This window comes from Haemophilus sp. SZY H35, assembly GCF_018829705.1.
Classification (GTDB): domain Bacteria; phylum Pseudomonadota; class Gammaproteobacteria; order Enterobacterales; family Pasteurellaceae; genus Haemophilus; species Haemophilus haemolyticus_K.
On record NZ_JAHKJZ010000006.1, the window covers coordinates 41,319 to 59,470 of the forward strand.

Consider the following 18,152-nt stretch of genomic DNA (forward strand, 5'->3'; position numbering starts at 1 on the left):
TTCTTCTCTATTTGGTAAAACGCGCCATTATTCCTGCTCTAACCAATCTTGTAAAGCTGAAAGTGAATGATGTGCAGTAAGATCTACCTGAATTGGCGTGATAGACACATAACCATTTTTCACCGCATGGAAATCTGTTCCCTCGCTTTCATCTTCGGGTAATGCTGAAGGGCCAATCCAATAAATGGTTTCATCTCTAGGATCCCTTTGTTTGATGACTTCTGCAGACGACGCACGGTAACCCAAGCGACATACCTTGTAACCCTTTAATTCTTCAAAAGGTAAATCCGGCACATTAATATTAATAATTTCACGAGGATTTAATAATTGATGATGTAATTTTGGAATGAGATCACACACCACTCGTGCTGCTGTTTCATAATGTTGACGACCATCTAACGAAACCGCAATAGCAGGCAAGCCTAAATGACGCCCTTCAAGAGCTGCTGCTAATGTGCCTGAATAAATCGTATCATCGCCCATATTACAACCCGCATTAATGCCCGATACCACTAAATCCACTTTGCCAGATAAAAATCCGTTTAATGCTAAATGTACACAATCTGCTGGCGTACCATTCACACAATAATCGCCATTGTCTAAATGGCGTGGGCGAAGTGGCTCCACTAATGTAAGCGAGCTTGATGCTGCACTTCGATTACGATCAGGTGCAACAACAATAACTTCTGCAATTTTTCTTAATTCAGTTGCTAAAACTTGAATGCCTTCCGCGTGAAAACCGTCATCATTACTGACTAAAATTCGCATTGTACTTCCTTATGCTTCTGTATAATTTACTAACTCACGAACTAATGCCGTGGCATAACTGCCCGCAGGCAAATAAAATTTCAAACGCAATCCTTCAGGCTCAAATGCCCAAGAAAACGCTTTTGCCTTCATTAATAATGGGCGACGCGCTGCCTTCATTCTCTCTTGTTTCATTAAAGGATCGAAAACTGAATGTTGATTTACGATTTCATTTTCAATATCACTTGCGGCCAACACATCTTCGCCAATTAAAGGGGCGGTGAGTAAAATATCTTGATTTTCTAACCGCACTTGCAAGGCATTTAAGTCTTCTTTTTCATCCGCTTTGAACCAACTGTGCGAACCGGATAATTGCACAATATCATTTGGCAAAACTTGATTTGTTGCGCTCTTTTCAATACGAGCTGCCACAACTAAATTAAAAATTTCACTGCGCGCGGCGGAAAGATAAAAACTACGTTTTTTGCGATCTTTTACCTTGATTTCCCCTTGCGCCCAACGCAATGCTTGCGTGAGGTTATGACCATCTCGACCAAAACGTTGTTCCGTAAAATAATTGGGGAAACCAAAATTTGCCACAAAATCTAACCGAGCTTTAAGCTCATCTGATTCTTCCGCACCGCGCAATAAAATATCGAAATAATTTCCCTCAAGGCTACCCGTGCGAATTTTTCGGTTATGTCGAGTAACCGTTAAAATCTCTACGCCATCTAATTCAAATTGACTGAAATCGGGCGTTTCCATTCCTGGCATTTGCAAACAAAACCATTGTTCTGTCACCGCTCGACGATCTTTCAACCCCGCATATCCCATATTGCGTTCAGAAACACCGGCAAATTTAGCTAATTTTTCGCCAACAAATAAGGTGTTGCAATCTGTTTTACGTACATACAACGCAACAAACTCACCTTCGCCTGACATTTCATAGCCTAAATGCTCTTTTACAATAAAATCCACACATTCAGCCTTTAAAAGTGCGGTGGTTTTTGGCGGTGTTTTTAATGCCAAATAAGGGAGTTGTTCGAGCATGGTTAGGGTTCTTTTTTATAGAAAACAATTGCACGAAATTTTATGCGACTTTTAGTGATTTATCCACTAAAATAACCGCACTTTTGTTCTTGTTGAAGGATTTTATTATGTCAAAATTGGCTGAATTACAAGCAGAAACCCGTGAAATTATCGCTGATTTACTTAACGATGGTAGTGACCCGGATGCGCTTTACATTATTGAGCATCACATTGCTCATCACGATTTTGATTTATTAGAAAAAATCGCCGTAGATGCTTTTAAAGCCGGTTATGAAGTTTCCGAAGCAGAAGAATTTGAAGATGATGATGGCAAACCAATTTTTTGTTTTGACATTATCAGTGAAGTAGAATTAAAAGCGGAAATTATTGATGCGCAACAAAAAGAAATTCTTCCGTTATTAGAAAAACATAAAGGCATTTATGATGGTTGGGGCACCTATTTTGAAGACCCGAATGCTGATGACGATGAATACGGTGATGATGGGGAATTTTTTGATGACGAGGATGTCGAAGAGCCTCGTGTGCATTAATCATTCTTTTTAACCGCACTTGATAAGTGCGGTTATTTTTTTAGGAGTTTCAATATGAAATTAAAATCTCTTTCCTTGGCATTATTGGCATTGCCTCTTGCTTTGCCTGCATTGGCAGATAATTCTCAAAGTGCGGTGCAAAATAATATTGTTTCTTTTAATGCTGAAGTCGAAAAAGAAGTTTCACGAGATTTGTTACAAGTTACGCTTTTTTATCAGGCAGAAGGCACATCACTTTCAACCCTAAATAAAACAATCAATGAGAAATTAAGCAAAGCGCTTTCTATCGCGAAAAACGAAAGTGCCGTAGAAATCAAAGATCATTTTCGTCATACCAGTGTGCGTTATAACAATCAAGGCAAGCAATCTGGCTGGATTGATCGTGTGGAACTTGTATTAGAAAGCAAAGATTTCCAAGCTATCTCCAAAGTGATTAGCGAGCTTGATGGTGTTATGGCGGTGGAAAGTACGAATACACTTATTTCATCAGAAAAATTAATGAGTTTAGAAAATGAATTAACTCAAGCCGCATTGGATAAATTTAAAAACAAAGCTACATTAATTCAAAATTCATTGAATATGAAAGGCTATCAAATTTTAGATTTAGATGTGTCTTCCGTGAATGAACAAACCATGAGCCCACGACCTTATATGATGGCGATGGCAAAATCTGCCGATATAAGTGCGGTGGATCCTTCTAGCGATGCTTATCTTGAAAATAGTAAAGAGAAAATAAAAGCACGCATTAGTGCGCGAATTGCATTGCGTGCGGAATAATTTTCGCTACAATGGTACGACTTTTTTAACCGATTTTTTTATAAGGAAAACATAATGAAAGTAGCAAAAAATGTAGTGGTGAGCATTGCTTACCAAGTTCGCACACAAGATGGCGTATTGGTAGATGAAGCTCCAGCGAATCAACCACTAGAATATTTACAAGGCCACAATAATTTAGTGATCGGTCTTGAAAAAGCGCTTGAAGGTAAAGAAGTAGGCGACAAATTTGAAGTACGTGTACAACCTGAAGAAGGTTACGGTGCATACAGCGAAAATATGGTTCAACGTGTACCAAAAGATGTATTCCAAGGTGTTGATGAACTTGAAGTCGGCATGCGTTTCTTAGCGGATACTGACATTGGCCCAGTTCCAGTGGTGATTACTGAAATCGATGGTGATGAAGTTGTCGTTGATGGAAATCACATGTTAGCGGGTCAAGAATTACACTTCACCGTTGAAGTTGTCGCAACGCGTGAAGCAACATTAGAAGAAATCGCACACGGCCACGTTCATGGCGCACATAGCCACCACCACGATGATGACGAAGAAGGTCACGGTTGTGGCTGTGGCGGTCATCACCACCATCACGACCATGATCACGAGCACAGCGGATGCTGCGGCGGTGGTCACGGGCATGGACACGGTCACGGCAGCTGTGGCTGTGGCGGTCATTAATTAAAAACAGCCGAAAACATTACCGCACTTTAGCAATGAAGTCTGCTATTGCTTTCTGAAATAAAAAACACGATGAGAAATCATCGTGTTTTTTTGTATCTTTGTATTAATACCTATCTTATAAAATATGGGCAAACTCTTCTAACATTTCTTTTGGCCATACGCTTGATTGTACTTCACCAATATGTTTTTTACGAAGTAAAAGCATCGCTAAGCGAGATTGGCCGATACCACCGCCGATAGTTAATGGTAATTTTCCGTTTAATAAATCTTGGTGCCAATCCATTTTTAAACGGTCTTCATCACCCGTTATACCAACTTGTAAACGTAATGCACTTTCATCTACGCGGATACCCATTGAGGAAAGTTCAAATGCTTTGCCTAATTGATCATTCCATACCAAAATATCACCGTTTAATCCTTTGTAGCCGTTTTCAGATTCAGTTGTCCAGTCATCATAGTCAGGTGCACGACCATCATGAGGTTTGCCATCTGAAAGTTTACCGCCAATCCCAATCAAGAATACTGCGCCGTATTCTTTACAAATTGCGTTTTCACGCTCTTTACTGCTTAAATCTGGATAGCGTTTTACTAAATCTTCGCTATGCACAAAGGTAATGTGTTTTGGAAGAATTGAAGGGATATCAAAGCGTGCTTCTACGGCTAATTCCGTTAAGCGAATAGCACGATAAATAGAATTTACCGTTTCTTTTAAGTATTCAAAATTACGACGACCTTCAGGAATCACTTTTTCCCAGTCCCATTGATCCACATAAACAGAGTGAGTTGGGTCAAGAGAGTCTTCATCTGGACGTAATGCTTTCATATGAACAAACAAGCCTTCGCCTTCTTTAAAATTGAAGCGAGCAAGGGTATGGCGTTTCCATTTAGCTAGGGAATGCACCACTTCAAATACTGCATTTGGAATACATTTCACGTTAACCTGAACGGCTTTTTCAATACCAGATAAGTTATCTTGCATTCCGTTACCCACTTGGCTCAAGATCGGACCTTGTACTTCAATAATGCCAAGTTGTTCAATAAGGTTTTGGGTGAAGGTATTCTTCACAAAGCTGATTTCTTGTTGTTGTAAAATAAATGTCTTTTTCATTTTTATAACCTTTTTAATCTGTTGTTTTATTTGTTAAGCATTATTTAATAAAATCGAGCATTATTTCAAGTATTTTATTTACTTTCTTTTATAAGTTAAATATTATCTAATCTAAGTTATAAAAATTAAATAAAATCTAAAGGAGATGATTTTATGCACAACATTGATAATTTAGATCAGCAAATCTTACGTGTACTCACCAAAGATGCGAGAACTCCCTATGCCGAAATGGCTAAAAACTTTGGTGTAAGCCCAGGAACAATCCATGTACGTGTAGAAAAAATGCGCCAATCCGGCATTATTGAAGGCACAAAAGTCATTATTGATGAACAAAAATTAGGTTATGACGTTTGCTGCTTTATAGGTATTATTTTGAAAAGTGCAAAAGACTACGAAAAAGTTATTAAAAAGTTAGAAAGTTTTGATGAAGTTGTTGAAGCCTATTACACAACTGGCAATTATTCAATTTTTCTGAAAGTAATGACACATACTATTGCAGAATTACATTCCGTTCTGGCAACTAAAATTCAGCTAATTGATGAGATTCAATCTACAGAAACACTGATTTCAATGCAAAATCCAATTTTAAGAGATATTAAGCCATAAAATAAAAATGCGGTGAACGTTTACCGCATTTTACTTGATAAGAAAACTATGCCTTCACATTCTCTTCCAAAAATGCCAATAGCTCATCTTTAGCAATCATTTTCTTTTCACCGGTAAGACGGTTCTTATATTCAATTTCACCGTTCTCTAGGTTTTTCTCTCCAATTACCACCATATGTGGCACGCCAATCAATTCCATATCAGCGAACATCACGCCCGGGCGTTCTTTACGATCATCAAAAATCACATCTACGCCTTGTGATTGTAAAATGCGGTAAAGTTCTTCAGAGTATTTTTGCACGGTTTCAGATTTGTGCATATTCATTGGCACGATTGCCACGGTGAATGGGGCGATTTCATCAGAAGGCCAGATGATACCGCGGTCGTCGTGGTGCTGTTCAATCGCAGAAGCTACCACGCGAGTCACGCCGATACCATAACAACCCATGGTCATTACAAGCGGTTTGCCGTCTTCGCCTTGCACGGTCGCTTTCATTGCTTCGGAGTATTTTTTGCCCAGTTGGAAGATGTGTCCAACCTCAATCCCACGTTTGATTTGAAGCACGCCTTTACCATCTGGGCTTGGGTCGCCTTCCACCACGTTACGCAAGTCGAACACTTCAGGCATTGCTACATCGCGTTCCCAGTTTACATTGAAATAATGTTTTCCATCGATATTCGCGCCACAACTAAAATCAGACATTAACGCCACAGTGCGGTCAATAATTACTGGAATATTTAAATTCACAGGACCTAATGAACCAACTCCCGCACCAATTTTCCCTTTAATATCAGCTTCATCTGCAAACTCAAGAGGATCTGCTACTAATGGGTGTTTTTGTGCTTTGATTTCGTTTAACTCGTGGTCGCCGCGAATGATTAACGCTACAAGCGGTTGATTTTCGTCTGCGCCTTTCACAATCAAGGTTTTTACAGTTTTCGTAATTGGTAAGTTGAATTGCTCAACCAACTCTGCAATAGTTTTCGCATTTGGCGTATCCACCAATGTCATTTCTGCGGTTGGCGCTTGACGCTCACCGATAGCTACCGCTTCAGCAAGCTCAATATTCGCGGCAAAATCCGATTCTGTTGAGAATACCACGTCATCTTCACCGCTTGAAGCTAACACTTGGAACTCATGGGAAGCAGAACCACCAATAGACCCTGTATCCGCTTGTACCGCACGGAAATCTAAGCCTAAACGGTTAAAAATGTTACTGTACACTTGGTACATCACATCATAGGTTTCTTGCAAACTTTCTTGTGTAGTGTGAAACGAGTAGGCATCTTTCATAATAAATTCACGTGAACGCATCACACCAAAACGAGGACGTACTTCATCACGGAATTTGGTTTGAATTTGGTATAAATTAAGTGGAAGTTGTTTATATGAAGAAACTTCTCGGCGCACTAAATCAGTAATTACTTCTTCGTGAGTTGGACCAAGTACAAAGTTACGGTTTCCGCGGTCTTCGAAACGAAGGAGCTCAGGACCATATTGCTCCCAACGACCAGACTCTTCCCATAATTCCGCAGGTTGCACCACTGGCATTAATACCTCAATTGCACCACCTTTGTTCATCTCTTCGCGAATAATCTTTTCTACTTTTTTCAATACGCGAATACCCGTCGGCAACCAGTTATATAAACCTGATGCCATTGGGCGAATCATACCCGCACGCAACATTAATTGGTGGCTCACTACCTGAGCATCATTTGGCGTTTCTTTAAGGGTGGAAAATAAATATTGACTTGTACGCATTGTTTAACCTTAGATTCTAAGAACTGAAAAAATTGGCGTAAGTATAACAAAAAGTGCGGTGATTTTTAACCGCACTTTCGATACTTACTGATTATTTTGCGATTTCGCCAAAATTGCTTTATGTTCCTGAATCAATACCATAAACGGCTGGCCAAACCGTTCTAATTTGATAGAGCCCACACCATTAATTTGCAGCATTTCAATATTGCTTGTTGGCATATATTGTGCCATTTCTTGCAACGTCGCATCATTAAAGACAATGTACGGCGGAATATTTTCTTTATCGGCAATTTGTTTGCGTAAGAAACGCAAGCGTGCAAATAAATCCTTATCGTAATTTGCAACACCTTGACGTTGTGGATTATGGGCAATCTTACTAATTGCAGAAATACGAGGCATTGCCAGTTCCAATGGTTCCTCACCTTTCAAAATCGCTTTTGCACTTTCAGTAAGTTGTAACGTTGTATTTAATTCGCTAATGACCTGTTGCACAAAACCCAAATGGATAAGCTGACGAATGACAGACTGCCAATGCTCTTTGCTTTTATCTTTTCCAATGCCATATACTGAAAGTTTATCATGTTGGCGTTCAATAATTTTTTGATTGTGCATGCCACGCAGCACCGCAATCACATAATGTGCACCGAAACATTGTCCCACTCGATAAATAGTAGACATTACTTTTTGCGCATCGACTAATCCATCATATTTTTTAGGAGGATCAAGGCAAATATCACAATTATTGCACGGTGTTTGTCTATGCTCACCAAAATAATTGAGAAGCACTAAACGGCGACAGGTCTGGCTTTCTGCAAATTCACCAATAGCTTCTAATTTATGTTGCTCAATCTGACGCTGTGGCGTTTCTGTTTTTTCTAAAAGAATTTTTTGTAACCAAGCGTAATCCGCTGGCTCATAAAACAAAACCGCCTCAGCTGGTAAATCATCACGTCCCGCTCGCCCCGTTTCCTGATAGTAAGATTCAATGCTACGAGGTAAATCAAAATGGGCAACAAACCGTACATTGGATTTATTAATCCCCATTCCAAAAGCAATGGTTGCGACCACCACTTGAACATTATCACGCTGAAAATCTTGTTGCACGCGCTCACGCAGTGCCGTTTCCATTCCCGCATGATAAGCTGCAGCAGAGACGCCTTTATTGCGTAAACTTTCCGCAATTCGCTCAACCTTGTTCCGGCTGTTGCAATAAATAATCCCACTCTTGCCCTTTTGAACCAACACAAAACGCGTCAATTGCTCCATTGGTTTATATTTTTCTTCCAAGGTATAACGAATGTTTGGTCGATCAAAACTACCAATATATTTATGCGGATTTTCCAGCTTGAGGTGAGTCAAAATATCTTGGCGAGTGGCATAATCTGCTGTCGCGGTGAGCGCCATAATTGGCGCATGAGGGAAACTAGCTTTTAAACCGCCAAGCTGGGTATACTCAGGGCGAAAATCATGCCCCCATTGAGAAATGCAGTGTGCTTCATCAATCGCAATAAAGCTGACTTTACTATAAGAAATAAGTGGAAAGAAACTGTTCGTCATCACTTTTTCTGGCGACACATAAAGCAGTTTAAGTTGCCCAGAAATAAGCTTATTTTGTACTTGTTGCTGCTGTTCTAAAGTCTGACTAGAATTAAGAAAATCTGCCTCAATTCCATTAGCTTGAAGCTGATCTACTTGATCTTTCATCAAGGAAATCAGCGGAGAAATCACTAAAGTTAACCCCTCAAAACAAAGCGCGGGAATTTGGTAACAAAGCGATTTGCCATTCCCTGTTGCCATTACCACCAAAGCATCTTGTCCGTTTAATGCGGCATTGATGACTTCTTCCTGTCCTTTACGGAAAGATTGATAACCGAAAACCGATTTCAAAACAGAAAGTGCGGTCGGTTTTTCTATTATTTTTGGTGATAAAGGAGAATCAAGCATCTTAGAACTGCACGTTCTCGCCATGTGCAGCACAAGCTTCTACTAAACAATCCCAAAAACGTTTTCCGTCGTTAGAAACCCAGTCGCCATTTTTAAAAGCAAAATGAAAACCACCTAATTTACTCGCAATCCAAAGCTCAAGTAATGGTTCTTGCTTGTTAATCACTATTTGTGTGCGATTATCAAAGGTGATGGTAAATACTGAACCTTGCGTTTCACAATCTACATCCGCACCTTGCTCTTCTAATTCTTCTTCAATTTTTTGCCAAACTTGTTCAATATTTTGGTGAAATTCTGCAATATTCATAAAATGTTCCTATTTAAATCTGATAGAATGCGGCAAATTATAAAGCCTTTCTTAAACTTGTGAAAGGCGGATTTACCGATAAGTAAGAGAGAGAAAAATGAAAAAACTACTATCAATTTTAGTGCTTAGTACAATTTGCATTATGGCAACAGGATGTGGCGTGAAAGGTCCTTTATATTTCCCAGAAAAAGAACAAGCACAACAAACTAAATAAACCATTATCCAGTTACAATCCAAAAATAAAAAACAGGAACACAATATGAATTTCTTCCAATATAAAAATAATAAGCTTTATGCTGAAGATATTCCGGTTCAACAACTTGCTGAACAATTCGGTACACCTCTTTATGTATATTCTCGTGCAACGCTTGAACGCCATTGGCATGCTTTTGACTCAGCCTTCGGTAAGCATCCTCACTTAATTTGCTTTGCCGTAAAATCTTGCTCGAATATCGGCGTATTAAATATCATGGCAAAACTAGGTTCAGGTTTCGATATTGTCTCGCAAGGCGAACTTGAGCGTGTACTCGCCGCAGATGGAGATGCATCAAAAGTAGTCTTTTCGGGCGTTGCCAAATCCCGAGAAGAAATTATTCATGCACTAGAAGTTGGAATACGTTGCTTTAATGTGGAATCAGTTTCTGAACTCAAATACATTAACCATATCGCAGGCGAGATGGGGAAAATAGCGCCAATATCTTTACGAGTAAATCCAGATGTTGATGCGCATACACACCCTTATATCTCAACAGGATTAAAAGAAAATAAATTTGGTGTAAACGTAAATGAAGCTCGAGAGGTATATAAATTAGCCTCAACGTTGCCAAATATAAAAATAACAGGGATGGATTGCCACATAGGATCACAGCTCACTGAATTACAACCATTTTTAGATGCAACGGATCGCTTAATTGTCCTAATGGAACAATTAAAAGAAGATGGAATAAAATTAAAACATCTCGATCTGGGCGGTGGTTTAGGCGTGACTTATACGGATGAAACACCACCGCATCCAAGTGATTACGCGAATGCATTGTTAGAAAAACTACAAAATTATCCTGAACTTGAAATTATTCTTGAACCTGGCAGAGCGATTTCTGCAAATGCGGGAATTTTAGTGGCCAAAGTGCAATACCTAAAAAATAATGAAAGTCGTAATTTCGCGATTACCGACACTGGAATGAACGATATGATCCGCCCTGCATTGTATGAGGCTTATATGAATATCGTAGAAATTGACCGCACTTTAGCAAGAGAAAAAGCCATTTATGATGTTGTGGGGCCAGTTTGCGAAACGTCTGATTTCTTGGGTAAACAACGGGAACTTTCTATTTCTGAAGGTGATTATATTGCTCAATGCTCAGCTGGCGCCTATGGAGCAAGCATGTCATCAAACTATAACTCAAGACCTCGTACTGCAGAAGTTTTAGTAGATGGCGATAAATCTTATTTAATTCGTCGTCGAGAAACCTTACAGGAACTTTGGGCATTAGAGTCAACCATTTAATCACCTTTTGATTAAATTTTAATCTAACCATATAATTTATTCACTTATAATATACCTAAAAAACAGTAACTTTATGCGTAAAATCAAATTTCTATCGGTTCGTCATTGGAACTAATAGAAATTATTTATAAAATGGCACGTTTATCGTCACTAAGGGGGAATTTATGCAAGAAAAACTAAGCGTTTTATTAATTGACGATCATCCATTAATGCGTCGTGGCATTAAACAACTTATAGAATTAGACGATAACTTTGAAGTGGTGGCTGACGTAGGCAGTGGCACAGAAGGGATTTCCGTGGCATTACAAACATCACCTGATGTGATCATTTTAGATCTCAACATGAAAGGACTTTCAGGGTTAGATACGCTCAAAGGATTACGCGCAGAAGGCGTTGATGCGCGGATCCTAATTTTAACTGTCTCTGATGCTAAAAATGATATTTATACGTTAATTGACGCCGGCGCTGATGGCTATTTGCTAAAGGATACAGAACCCGAAACCTTACTAGAACAAATTAAGCAAATAGCGCAAGGTGAAGTGATCTTAAGTGATTCTATTAAAGATTTATTACTTGAACGAAGACATGAGCAAAATCCATTAGATAGCTTAACAGATCGTGAAATGGATGTACTTCGTCAAATTGCGACAGGATTATCAAACAAACAAATTGCAGCCCAACTTTTTATTTCAGAAGAAACCGTGAAAGTACATATTCGTAATTTATTACGTAAACTCAATGTGCACTCTCGTGTAGCCGCAACTGTACTCTTTTTTGAACAAAACAATAAATAGTTTACAAAAATGCGCAAGGTTAAAAAGCCAAGCGCATTTTTCTACTGAGCATTTTCTACTTGAATAAAGAATCCTTTATCATTCAAAATAACGCTGTAATCTGTTTGATAACTTTTTCCATCCGTCACCACTAAAGCATGGCAGCTTCGAATGCCTTTTTGTGGATAAAATTGCGTTTCTCTTGCTTGAAAAATTTGTTTCACCATCATACTGGTTTTAGTTGCATCTCCTTGCTGCTTAAATGCATCAGATAACACTTTTGATACAGAAAAATCATTACACTGTGGCACGATCACTGGCTTATAAACTGATTTGTCCTTTGCTGTTTTTTCATGTTTTGTTGAAACAACTGTTGTCGGTTTTTTCTCAATAGATACCTTAGGTTTCGAGCTAATTTGCTTTACCAAAGCTTTAGACTTTTTGTCTGTCAATTTCTCAACTTGTTTTTTATTCTTAGTACTATTTTTCTTGGTTAGAACTAATTTAGTTTCTTTCGTTTTTTTAGTTTGTTGTTTTTTATCCAAAGATTTAGTTACTACAATTTTTTTATTTATTTGATTTTTATGTACTGGTGCTGCAATAACTGATGTTGTAAAAAATGGCAACAATACCAAAATGAACATTATCAATTTTCTCATTCATGTCTCCTTAAACATAAAGTGCGGTTAAAATTAACCGCACTTTGAATGTTAAATTAAAAAATAAAGCGATAAATTAAAGGTAGTAGTGTTCTACGTAATTTAATTTATCATCTAGTTTTAACACTAAAGGTTGACCTGTTGGGATTTCAAAATCCATAATTTCAGCATCAGAAATACCAATAATATGTTTTGCTAATGCACGGAGTGAATTACCGTGAGCAACAACTAAAACGCGTTTACCAGAAAGCATTGCTGGTGCAATTTGATCTTCCCAGAATGGAAGTGCACGCTCTAAAGTAATTTTTAAGTTTTCTGCATTTGGCACAACGTCAGACGGAATATTTGCGTAACGACGGTCATTATGTGCAGAATTTGGATCTTGTGGATCTAAATCTGGTGGAGAAATGTCATAAGAACGACGCCAAATATGAACTTGTTCGTCACCGTATTGTTCCGCAGTCGCTTTTTTATCTAAACCTTGTAAAGCACCATAATGACGTTCATTTAAACGCCAGTTTTTCACTTGAGGAATCCATAATTGATGGGATTCTTCTAACACGATGTTACAAGTTTTGATTGCACGAGTTAGCACAGATGTAAATGCGATATCAAACTCATAGCCAGCATCTAATAATTTTTTGCCCGCTGCTTTTGCTTCTTCTACACCGCGTTCTGTTAAATTTACATCACGCCAGCCTGTGAACAAGTTTTTCGCATTCCATTCACTAAAACCGTGACGGATAAATACTAATTCCATAAGAATCTCCTAAAATTTAAGTAAAAGATAATTCACACTTTATAGCAAAAATTGAGTATGTTTAAAAGCAAAAAGGCGAGTTTTCCTGATCTTTAGCAAAAAATAGAGGCTAAACTTTTTCGCCTTTTAACAAATATGATAAGATTTGTGCGATTTTAAGAATTTAGGAAAAATTATGCAGTCTTCGGGATTAAACAAAAAAATATCGCCATTTTTCACCGCACTTTTTAGCTGCGGGTTGTTGATTTTTTCCCCAATAAGTCATGCTTCCGATCTTAACCAGATTCAAAAGCAAATTAAGCAACAAGAATCTAAAATTGCTGAACAAAAACGCGAGCAAGCTAAGTTACAAGCTAATTTAAAAAACCATGAAAGTAAAATTAATGCTGTCGTGGGTGAGTTACATGAAACAGAAATGAGCTTGAAAGAAATTCGTAAGCAAATTTCTGATTCAGATAAACAACTCAAACAATTGGAAAAACAAGAATCTGAACAAAAATCACGCTTAGCGAAACAAATGGATATGATTTATCGCTCAGGTTTAAATCCTTCCGTCATTGAAAGAATGTTTTCTAAAAATGCGGAAAAAGCAGAACGCATGAAAGTGTACTATCAACATTTAAACCAAGTTCGAATCGAAATAATTGATAGTTTAAAAGCAACACAAGCTCAAATTGTATCCCAAAAAGAATCAATTTTAGGCCAACAAAAAAATCATCGAGATCAACTTTTAACGCAAAAAAAACAGCAACAAGAATTACAAAAATCACAACAAGAACGTCAATCTACACTAAATGAACTTAATAAAAATTTAGCGAGAGATCAAAATAAATTAGATAGCCTAAAGGCTAATGAGCAAGCACTCCGTCAAGAAATTCAACGAGCAGAAAAAGCGGCCTTAGAACAAGAAAAAAGAGAGCGAGAAGCACTTGCACAACGACAAAAAGCTGAAGAAAAACGGACTTCCAAGCCTTATCAACCGACAGCACAAGAACGTCAATTGCTTAACAGCACAAGTGGTTTAGGGATTGCAAAAAAACAATATTCTGCACCAGTTTCAGGTCCAACTTTACATAATTTTGGAACTATTCAGGCCGGTGAAGTTCGTTGGAAAGGCATGGTTATTGGTGCCTCCGCTGGAACTGCAGTCAAAGCCATTGCAGCTGGACGTGTAATTTTAGCTGGGTATTTGAATGGCTACGGTTATATGGTCATCGTTAAACATGGAGAAACCGACTTAAGTTTGTATGGTTTCAATCAAGCCGTATTGGTAAAAATTGGTCAACTTGTTTCTGCTGGACAAACTATTGCTCAAGTGGGTAATACTGGTGAAATCTCTCGTTCCGCACTCTATTTTGGAATTAGCCGAAAAGGCACACCAGTGAATCCAGCTGGATGGATCCGTTAATGAAACTTCTCATAAAAAGTGCGGTGAAAAATTTCATCGTTTTTTCTACCGCACTTTATACTTCTATCTCCCTTGCGCAAAATAAACTTGCTATTGTTATTGATGATGTAGGCTATCATCTCAAAGAAGATGCGGCTATTTTTGCAATGCCGCGAGAAATTTCCGTAGCAATTATTCCTGCTGCACCTCATGCTCGAGCACGAAATCAAGAAGCAAAATCTCAAGGTCGAGACATTTTAATTCATATGCCGATGCAACCAGTAAGTGCGGTGAAAATAGAGGATGGAGGACTACATTTAGGAATGTCTTCAGCGCAGGTCAATGATCGGGTAAATACAGCCAAAAATATCGTGAATTATGCAATTGGCATGAATAATCACATGGGCAGTGCGGCTACGGCCGATCCCCAATTAATGACTTATTTAATGACCGCACTTCAAGAAAAACATTTATTCTTTTTAGATAGCCGAACAATAGGAAAATCTGTAGCAGGAAAAATAGCAAAAGAACAAGGGGTTCGTTCATTAGATCGTCATATATTTTTAGATGACAGTAACGAACTAGCTGCGGTTCAACATCAATTTCAAGCAGCAATTCAATATGCAAGGAAACATGGTACAGCGATTGCGATAGGACATCCTCGCCCAAATACAATAGCAGTGTTACAAGCAGGAATTAACAATTTACCTGAAGATATCCAACTTGTTGGAATGGGCAACTTATGGCATAATGAAAAAGTAACCCCGCCTAAACCATTTATTTTATTATTTACAGAAATGCCTGCACCAACCTCAATGGGACCTTTTGAACCCGTAGGATTACTACGTGGAATTCCAAAATAAAAACCTGATTTTAAAATCAGGTTTTTGTCTTATTTAGAAAGTGCATTTCTTAATTTACCTTGATGTCTTTCTAATAATGCCTTCGCCTCTAATTTTGATAAATTACTTAAAATCATCATAATTGCAAGCTTGGCATTTTGATCTGTTTCAATTAATGTCTGCTCAGCGAGCACTTTATCACAATCCGTTGCTTGCATCACAATGCGTACAGCGCGTGCTTTAAGCTTTTCATTACTGGCTTGTACATCGACCATCAAATTTTCGTAACATTTACCCAATAAAATCATACTTGCCGTAGTCAGCATATTCAGTACCATTTTTTGTGCGGTGCCAGATTTTAAGCGGCTAGAACCCGTCAATATTTCAGGGCCAACAATAGTCTCAATCACAATATCGGCTATCTCAGCCATCGCAGATTTTGGATTACTCGCAATACAAATTGTCAAAGCACCAAGAGATTTAGCGTACTGAAGACCTGCAATAACATAAGGTGTGCGGCCACTTGCAGCGATACCAACTAATACATCATTTTTTGAAAAATGAATACGCTGTAGATCATCAAGTACTGTTTTAGTATTATCTTCCGCACCTTCAACAGGATGACGAATAGCACGTTCCCCCCCCGCAATAATACCTTTGACCATTTCCGAAGATACACCAAATGTAGGAGGACATTCTGACGCATCCAATACGCCGAGACGACCGCTCGTCCCAGCCCCAATATATACTAGACGCCCTCCCTGTTGAAAAGCATAAACGATTTTATCTACCGCTAACGAAATCTCAGGCAAACATGCTTCAATAGCTAAAGGAACTTGTTTATCTTCCTTATTCATTAATCGAACAATATCTAAAGCACTTTGACGATCAATATCAACTGAATTCGGATTTCGTTGTTCAGTAATTAATGTGGATAAACTTTTTAATATAATGTCATTCATATTTTGGCCTTAGTCTTTAGGAAAAATAGCCCCCAAACTAACCGCACTTTTTGCGCCAGTTACGCTAGGCAGGTTTGCTGGTAAATTGTTCATTCGGCAATAAGCCAACCAAGCAAAGGCAGCAGCTTCTACATAATCAATATCAAAACCTTGCTCTGTCGTTGTACCAACCTGCCAATCGAGTAAATTATCATGCAATTCACGCATAATAAAGCTATTCTTTGCGCCGCCGCCACATACTAATAAACGTTTTGGTAAATCTGTTTGGAGTTGATTTAGTGCATTGACAATGCTTGTTACAGTCAATTCAACAAGCGTCGCTTGCACGTCTTCTGGGGATAATGTGATTTTGGAGCAAAGCGCGGTAAGTTTTTCAGATGTTTTTTCTACTTTGCCAATTAACCAATCAAGATTAAATAATTCTCTCCCTGTACTTTTTGGAGCAGGTAAAGAGAAAAAAGGTTCATTTAATAATTCATCAAGCAGAACTTGATTCATGTTGCCTTTTGAAGCCCAGTCACCATTTTTGTCATAGCGAAGGCCTTGGTGTTTTTCTATCCATTGATCTAATAATGTATTACCTGGACCTATATCAAACCCAATTACAGGTTGATTAGGCAACAATATAGAAACGTTACTAATCCCACCAATATTTAAAACAACTGTAGCAAAATTAGCATTTGAGAATACAGCTTTATGGAAAGCGGGTACAAGAGGAGCCCCTTGTCCGCCTAAAGCCATATCTTTACGACGAAAATCACCAATAACCGATATTCTCGTCTTAGATGCCAATAAATTCATATCACCTAGTTGCATCGTGAAAGGAAATGCAGAAACAGGAGAATGCCATACTGTCTGTCCATGACAACCAATAGCTTCAATTTGGCTTGGAATAAGATTATATTTTTGTAGAAAAGTATTTACACAATCACAATACAGTAAAGCAAGTTCATGATCGAGTTCGCCTAAATTTTGTAGAGTAGTTTCACCAACTTGAATGAGTTTAGTTAATTTCTGACGTAAATTTTCTGGCATAGGAAAAAAATCAGATAAGATAAGTCGAGGATCTACAGAAAAATCAACGAGAGCAACATCCACTCCATCTAGACTAGTTCCAGACATCATGCCAAGATAATATTGAGGTTTCATACTAATTATTTTTATATTTTGAACTCAATAATTATATATCTAATTCAAAAAGAAAAATAAAAAGAATTATTAAATAATATGAAAAAGGTATGAATATAAAGATATTTTATGATCAATTGAAAAGAATATCTTAATGGCAGGGGCGGAGAGGCTCGAACTCCCAACACCCGGTTTTGGAGACCGGTGCTCTACCAATTGAACTACGCCCCTATTGGTATGAATAAATTGGCGGAATGGACGGGACTCGAACCCGCGACCCCCTGCGTGACAGGCAGGTATTCTAACCAGCTGAACTACCACTCCGCTAAGTATGGTAATTGGCAGTGCCTTACTCTCACATGGGGATACCCCACACTACCATCAGCGTTACAACATTTCACTTCTGAGTTCGGTATGGTATCAGGTGGATCTATTGCACTATCTCTGCCAAAAATTTTTTATTTTTTTAATTTACTCAAGGAATAAACTAAAAAAATAAACCTGGCGGTGCCCTACTCTCACATGGGGAAGCCCCACACTACCATCGGCATTACAGCGTTTCACTTCTGAGTTCGGTATGGTGTCAGGTGGTTCCACCGCACTATCGCCGCCAGGATAATTCTTT

At 38.4% G+C, this 18,152-nt stretch carries 19 protein-coding genes, 2 tRNA genes and 2 rRNA genes; 9 read left to right on the forward strand and 14 right to left on the reverse strand.

Annotated features, from left to right (window positions below; all coding sequences use genetic code 11):
* Positions 1–27: 27 nt before the first annotated feature.
* Together surE and truD are read right to left on the reverse strand one after the other, a co-directional pair.
* Positions 28–768 carry a 5'/3'-nucleotidase SurE gene (surE, locus tag KP710_RS08750; protein WP_048953108.1) on the reverse strand — a complete coding sequence of 247 codons (741 nt, stop codon included), beginning with the start codon at positions 766–768 and terminating at the stop codon, positions 28–30.
* A 9-nt stretch (positions 769–777) separates the two neighbouring features.
* A complete protein-coding gene (gene truD / locus KP710_RS08755; RefSeq protein ID WP_048953109.1) occupies positions 778–1,797 on the reverse strand; it encodes a tRNA pseudouridine(13) synthase TruD in 1,020 nt (339 codons plus the stop codon).
* Positions 1,798–1,904: 107 nt separating this feature from the next.
* Here truD and rraB point away from each other — a divergent pair, with 107 nt between their 5' ends.
* The 3 genes from rraB to slyD are packed head-to-tail and all read left to right on the forward strand — an operon-like array spanning position 1,905 to position 3,779.
* Entirely contained in the window at positions 1,905–2,327 is a 423-nt protein-coding gene (gene rraB / locus KP710_RS08760; RefSeq protein WP_005638439.1) for a ribonuclease E inhibitor RraB, read from the forward strand.
* 54 nt (positions 2,328–2,381) lie between these two features.
* Positions 2,382–3,104, forward strand: a complete 723-nt coding sequence (locus KP710_RS08765) for an SIMPL domain-containing protein (protein ID WP_048953110.1) — start codon at positions 2,382–2,384, stop codon at positions 3,102–3,104.
* Between the two features lie 54 nt (positions 3,105–3,158).
* A complete protein-coding gene (slyD, locus tag KP710_RS08770; protein WP_005644067.1) occupies positions 3,159–3,779 on the forward strand; it encodes a peptidylprolyl isomerase in 621 nt (206 codons plus the stop codon).
* A gap of 118 nt (positions 3,780–3,897) precedes the next feature.
* Here the strand turns inward: slyD and asnA are convergent, their stop codons facing one another.
* Positions 3,898–4,890 (reverse strand): aspartate--ammonia ligase, encoded by a 993-nt coding sequence (asnA, locus tag KP710_RS08775; protein ID WP_048953111.1) that lies wholly within the window; start codon positions 4,888–4,890, stop codon positions 3,898–3,900.
* A 153-nt stretch (positions 4,891–5,043) separates the two neighbouring features.
* Here asnA and asnC point away from each other — a divergent pair, with 153 nt between their 5' ends.
* A complete protein-coding gene (gene asnC / locus KP710_RS08780; protein ID WP_048953112.1) occupies positions 5,044–5,496 on the forward strand; it encodes a transcriptional regulator AsnC in 453 nt (150 codons plus the stop codon).
* A 46-nt stretch (positions 5,497–5,542) separates the two neighbouring features.
* Here asnC and proS read toward each other — a convergent pair whose 3' ends face one another.
* The 3 genes from proS to cyaY form a co-directional block, all read right to left on the reverse strand.
* A complete protein-coding gene (proS, locus tag KP710_RS08785) occupies positions 5,543–7,258 on the reverse strand; it encodes a proline--tRNA ligase (RefSeq protein ID WP_048953113.1) in 1,716 nt (571 codons plus the stop codon).
* Between the two features lie 84 nt (positions 7,259–7,342).
* On the reverse strand, positions 7,343–9,202 hold the full coding sequence (gene recQ, locus KP710_RS08790) for a DNA helicase RecQ (protein WP_048953114.1): 1,860 nt from the start codon (positions 9,200–9,202) through the stop codon (positions 7,343–7,345).
* 1 nt (position 9,203) lies between these two features.
* Positions 9,204–9,509 carry an iron donor protein CyaY gene (gene cyaY, locus KP710_RS08795; protein WP_005643206.1) on the reverse strand — a complete coding sequence of 102 codons (306 nt, stop codon included), beginning with the start codon at positions 9,507–9,509 and terminating at the stop codon, positions 9,204–9,206.
* A gap of 97 nt (positions 9,510–9,606) precedes the next feature.
* Here cyaY and lptM point away from each other — a divergent pair, with 97 nt between their 5' ends.
* The 3 genes from lptM (at position 9,607) to KP710_RS08805 (ending at position 11,810) form a co-directional block, all read left to right on the forward strand.
* A complete protein-coding gene (gene lptM, locus KP710_RS09450) occupies positions 9,607–9,723 on the forward strand; it encodes an LPS translocon maturation chaperone LptM (protein ID WP_080351536.1) in 117 nt (38 codons plus the stop codon).
* Positions 9,724–9,768: 45 nt separating this feature from the next.
* Positions 9,769–11,016, forward strand: a complete 1,248-nt coding sequence (gene lysA / locus KP710_RS08800) for a diaminopimelate decarboxylase (protein WP_048953115.1) — start codon at positions 9,769–9,771, stop codon at positions 11,014–11,016.
* Positions 11,017–11,180: 164 nt separating this feature from the next.
* On the forward strand, positions 11,181–11,810 hold the full coding sequence (locus KP710_RS08805; protein ID WP_048953116.1) for a response regulator: 630 nt from the start codon (positions 11,181–11,183) through the stop codon (positions 11,808–11,810).
* Positions 11,811–11,851: 41 nt separating this feature from the next.
* Here the strand turns inward: KP710_RS08805 and KP710_RS08810 are convergent, their stop codons facing one another.
* Positions 11,852–12,448 carry a hypothetical protein gene (locus KP710_RS08810; protein WP_048953117.1) on the reverse strand — a complete coding sequence of 199 codons (597 nt, stop codon included), beginning with the start codon at positions 12,446–12,448 and terminating at the stop codon, positions 11,852–11,854.
* Between the two features lie 76 nt (positions 12,449–12,524).
* Complete coding sequence (locus tag KP710_RS08815) at positions 12,525–13,208, reverse strand: 2,3-diphosphoglycerate-dependent phosphoglycerate mutase (RefSeq protein WP_005625827.1); 684 nt, start codon at positions 13,206–13,208, stop codon at positions 12,525–12,527.
* Positions 13,209–13,383: 175 nt separating this feature from the next.
* Between KP710_RS08815 and envC the strand changes: the two genes are divergently transcribed.
* Positions 13,384–14,616: a murein hydrolase activator EnvC gene (envC, locus tag KP710_RS08820; RefSeq protein ID WP_111407925.1), complete on the forward strand. Its 1,233-nt coding sequence runs from the start codon at positions 13,384–13,386 to the stop codon at positions 14,614–14,616.
* Positions 14,616–15,458 (forward strand): divergent polysaccharide deacetylase family protein, encoded by an 843-nt coding sequence (locus tag KP710_RS08825; RefSeq protein ID WP_111407926.1) that lies wholly within the window; start codon positions 14,616–14,618, stop codon positions 15,456–15,458. The genes envC and KP710_RS08825 overlap by 1 nt, the downstream gene beginning before the upstream one ends.
* Before the next feature lie 29 nt (positions 15,459–15,487).
* On the opposite strand, the gene murQ is transcribed toward KP710_RS08825, so the two are convergent.
* From murQ to rrf (KP710_RS08855), 6 genes are all read right to left on the reverse strand, one after another.
* On the reverse strand, positions 15,488–16,399 hold the full coding sequence (gene murQ / locus KP710_RS08830; protein ID WP_111407927.1) for an N-acetylmuramic acid 6-phosphate etherase: 912 nt from the start codon (positions 16,397–16,399) through the stop codon (positions 15,488–15,490).
* A gap of 9 nt (positions 16,400–16,408) precedes the next feature.
* The gene (locus KP710_RS08835) at positions 16,409–17,548 is read right to left on the reverse strand and encodes an anhydro-N-acetylmuramic acid kinase (protein WP_165818758.1); all 1,140 of its coding nucleotides are present in this window, start codon (positions 17,546–17,548) and stop codon (positions 16,409–16,411) included.
* Positions 17,549–17,682: 134 nt separating this feature from the next.
* A tRNA-Trp gene (locus KP710_RS08840) sits at positions 17,683–17,758 on the reverse strand.
* A gap of 16 nt (positions 17,759–17,774) precedes the next feature.
* A tRNA-Asp gene (locus tag KP710_RS08845) sits at positions 17,775–17,851 on the reverse strand.
* A 12-nt stretch (positions 17,852–17,863) separates the two neighbouring features.
* A 5S ribosomal RNA gene (rrf, locus tag KP710_RS08850) occupies positions 17,864–17,979 on the reverse strand.
* Positions 17,980–18,026: 47 nt separating this feature from the next.
* Positions 18,027–18,142 (reverse strand): 5S ribosomal RNA (rrf, locus tag KP710_RS08855).
* Positions 18,143–18,152 lie beyond the last annotated feature (10 nt).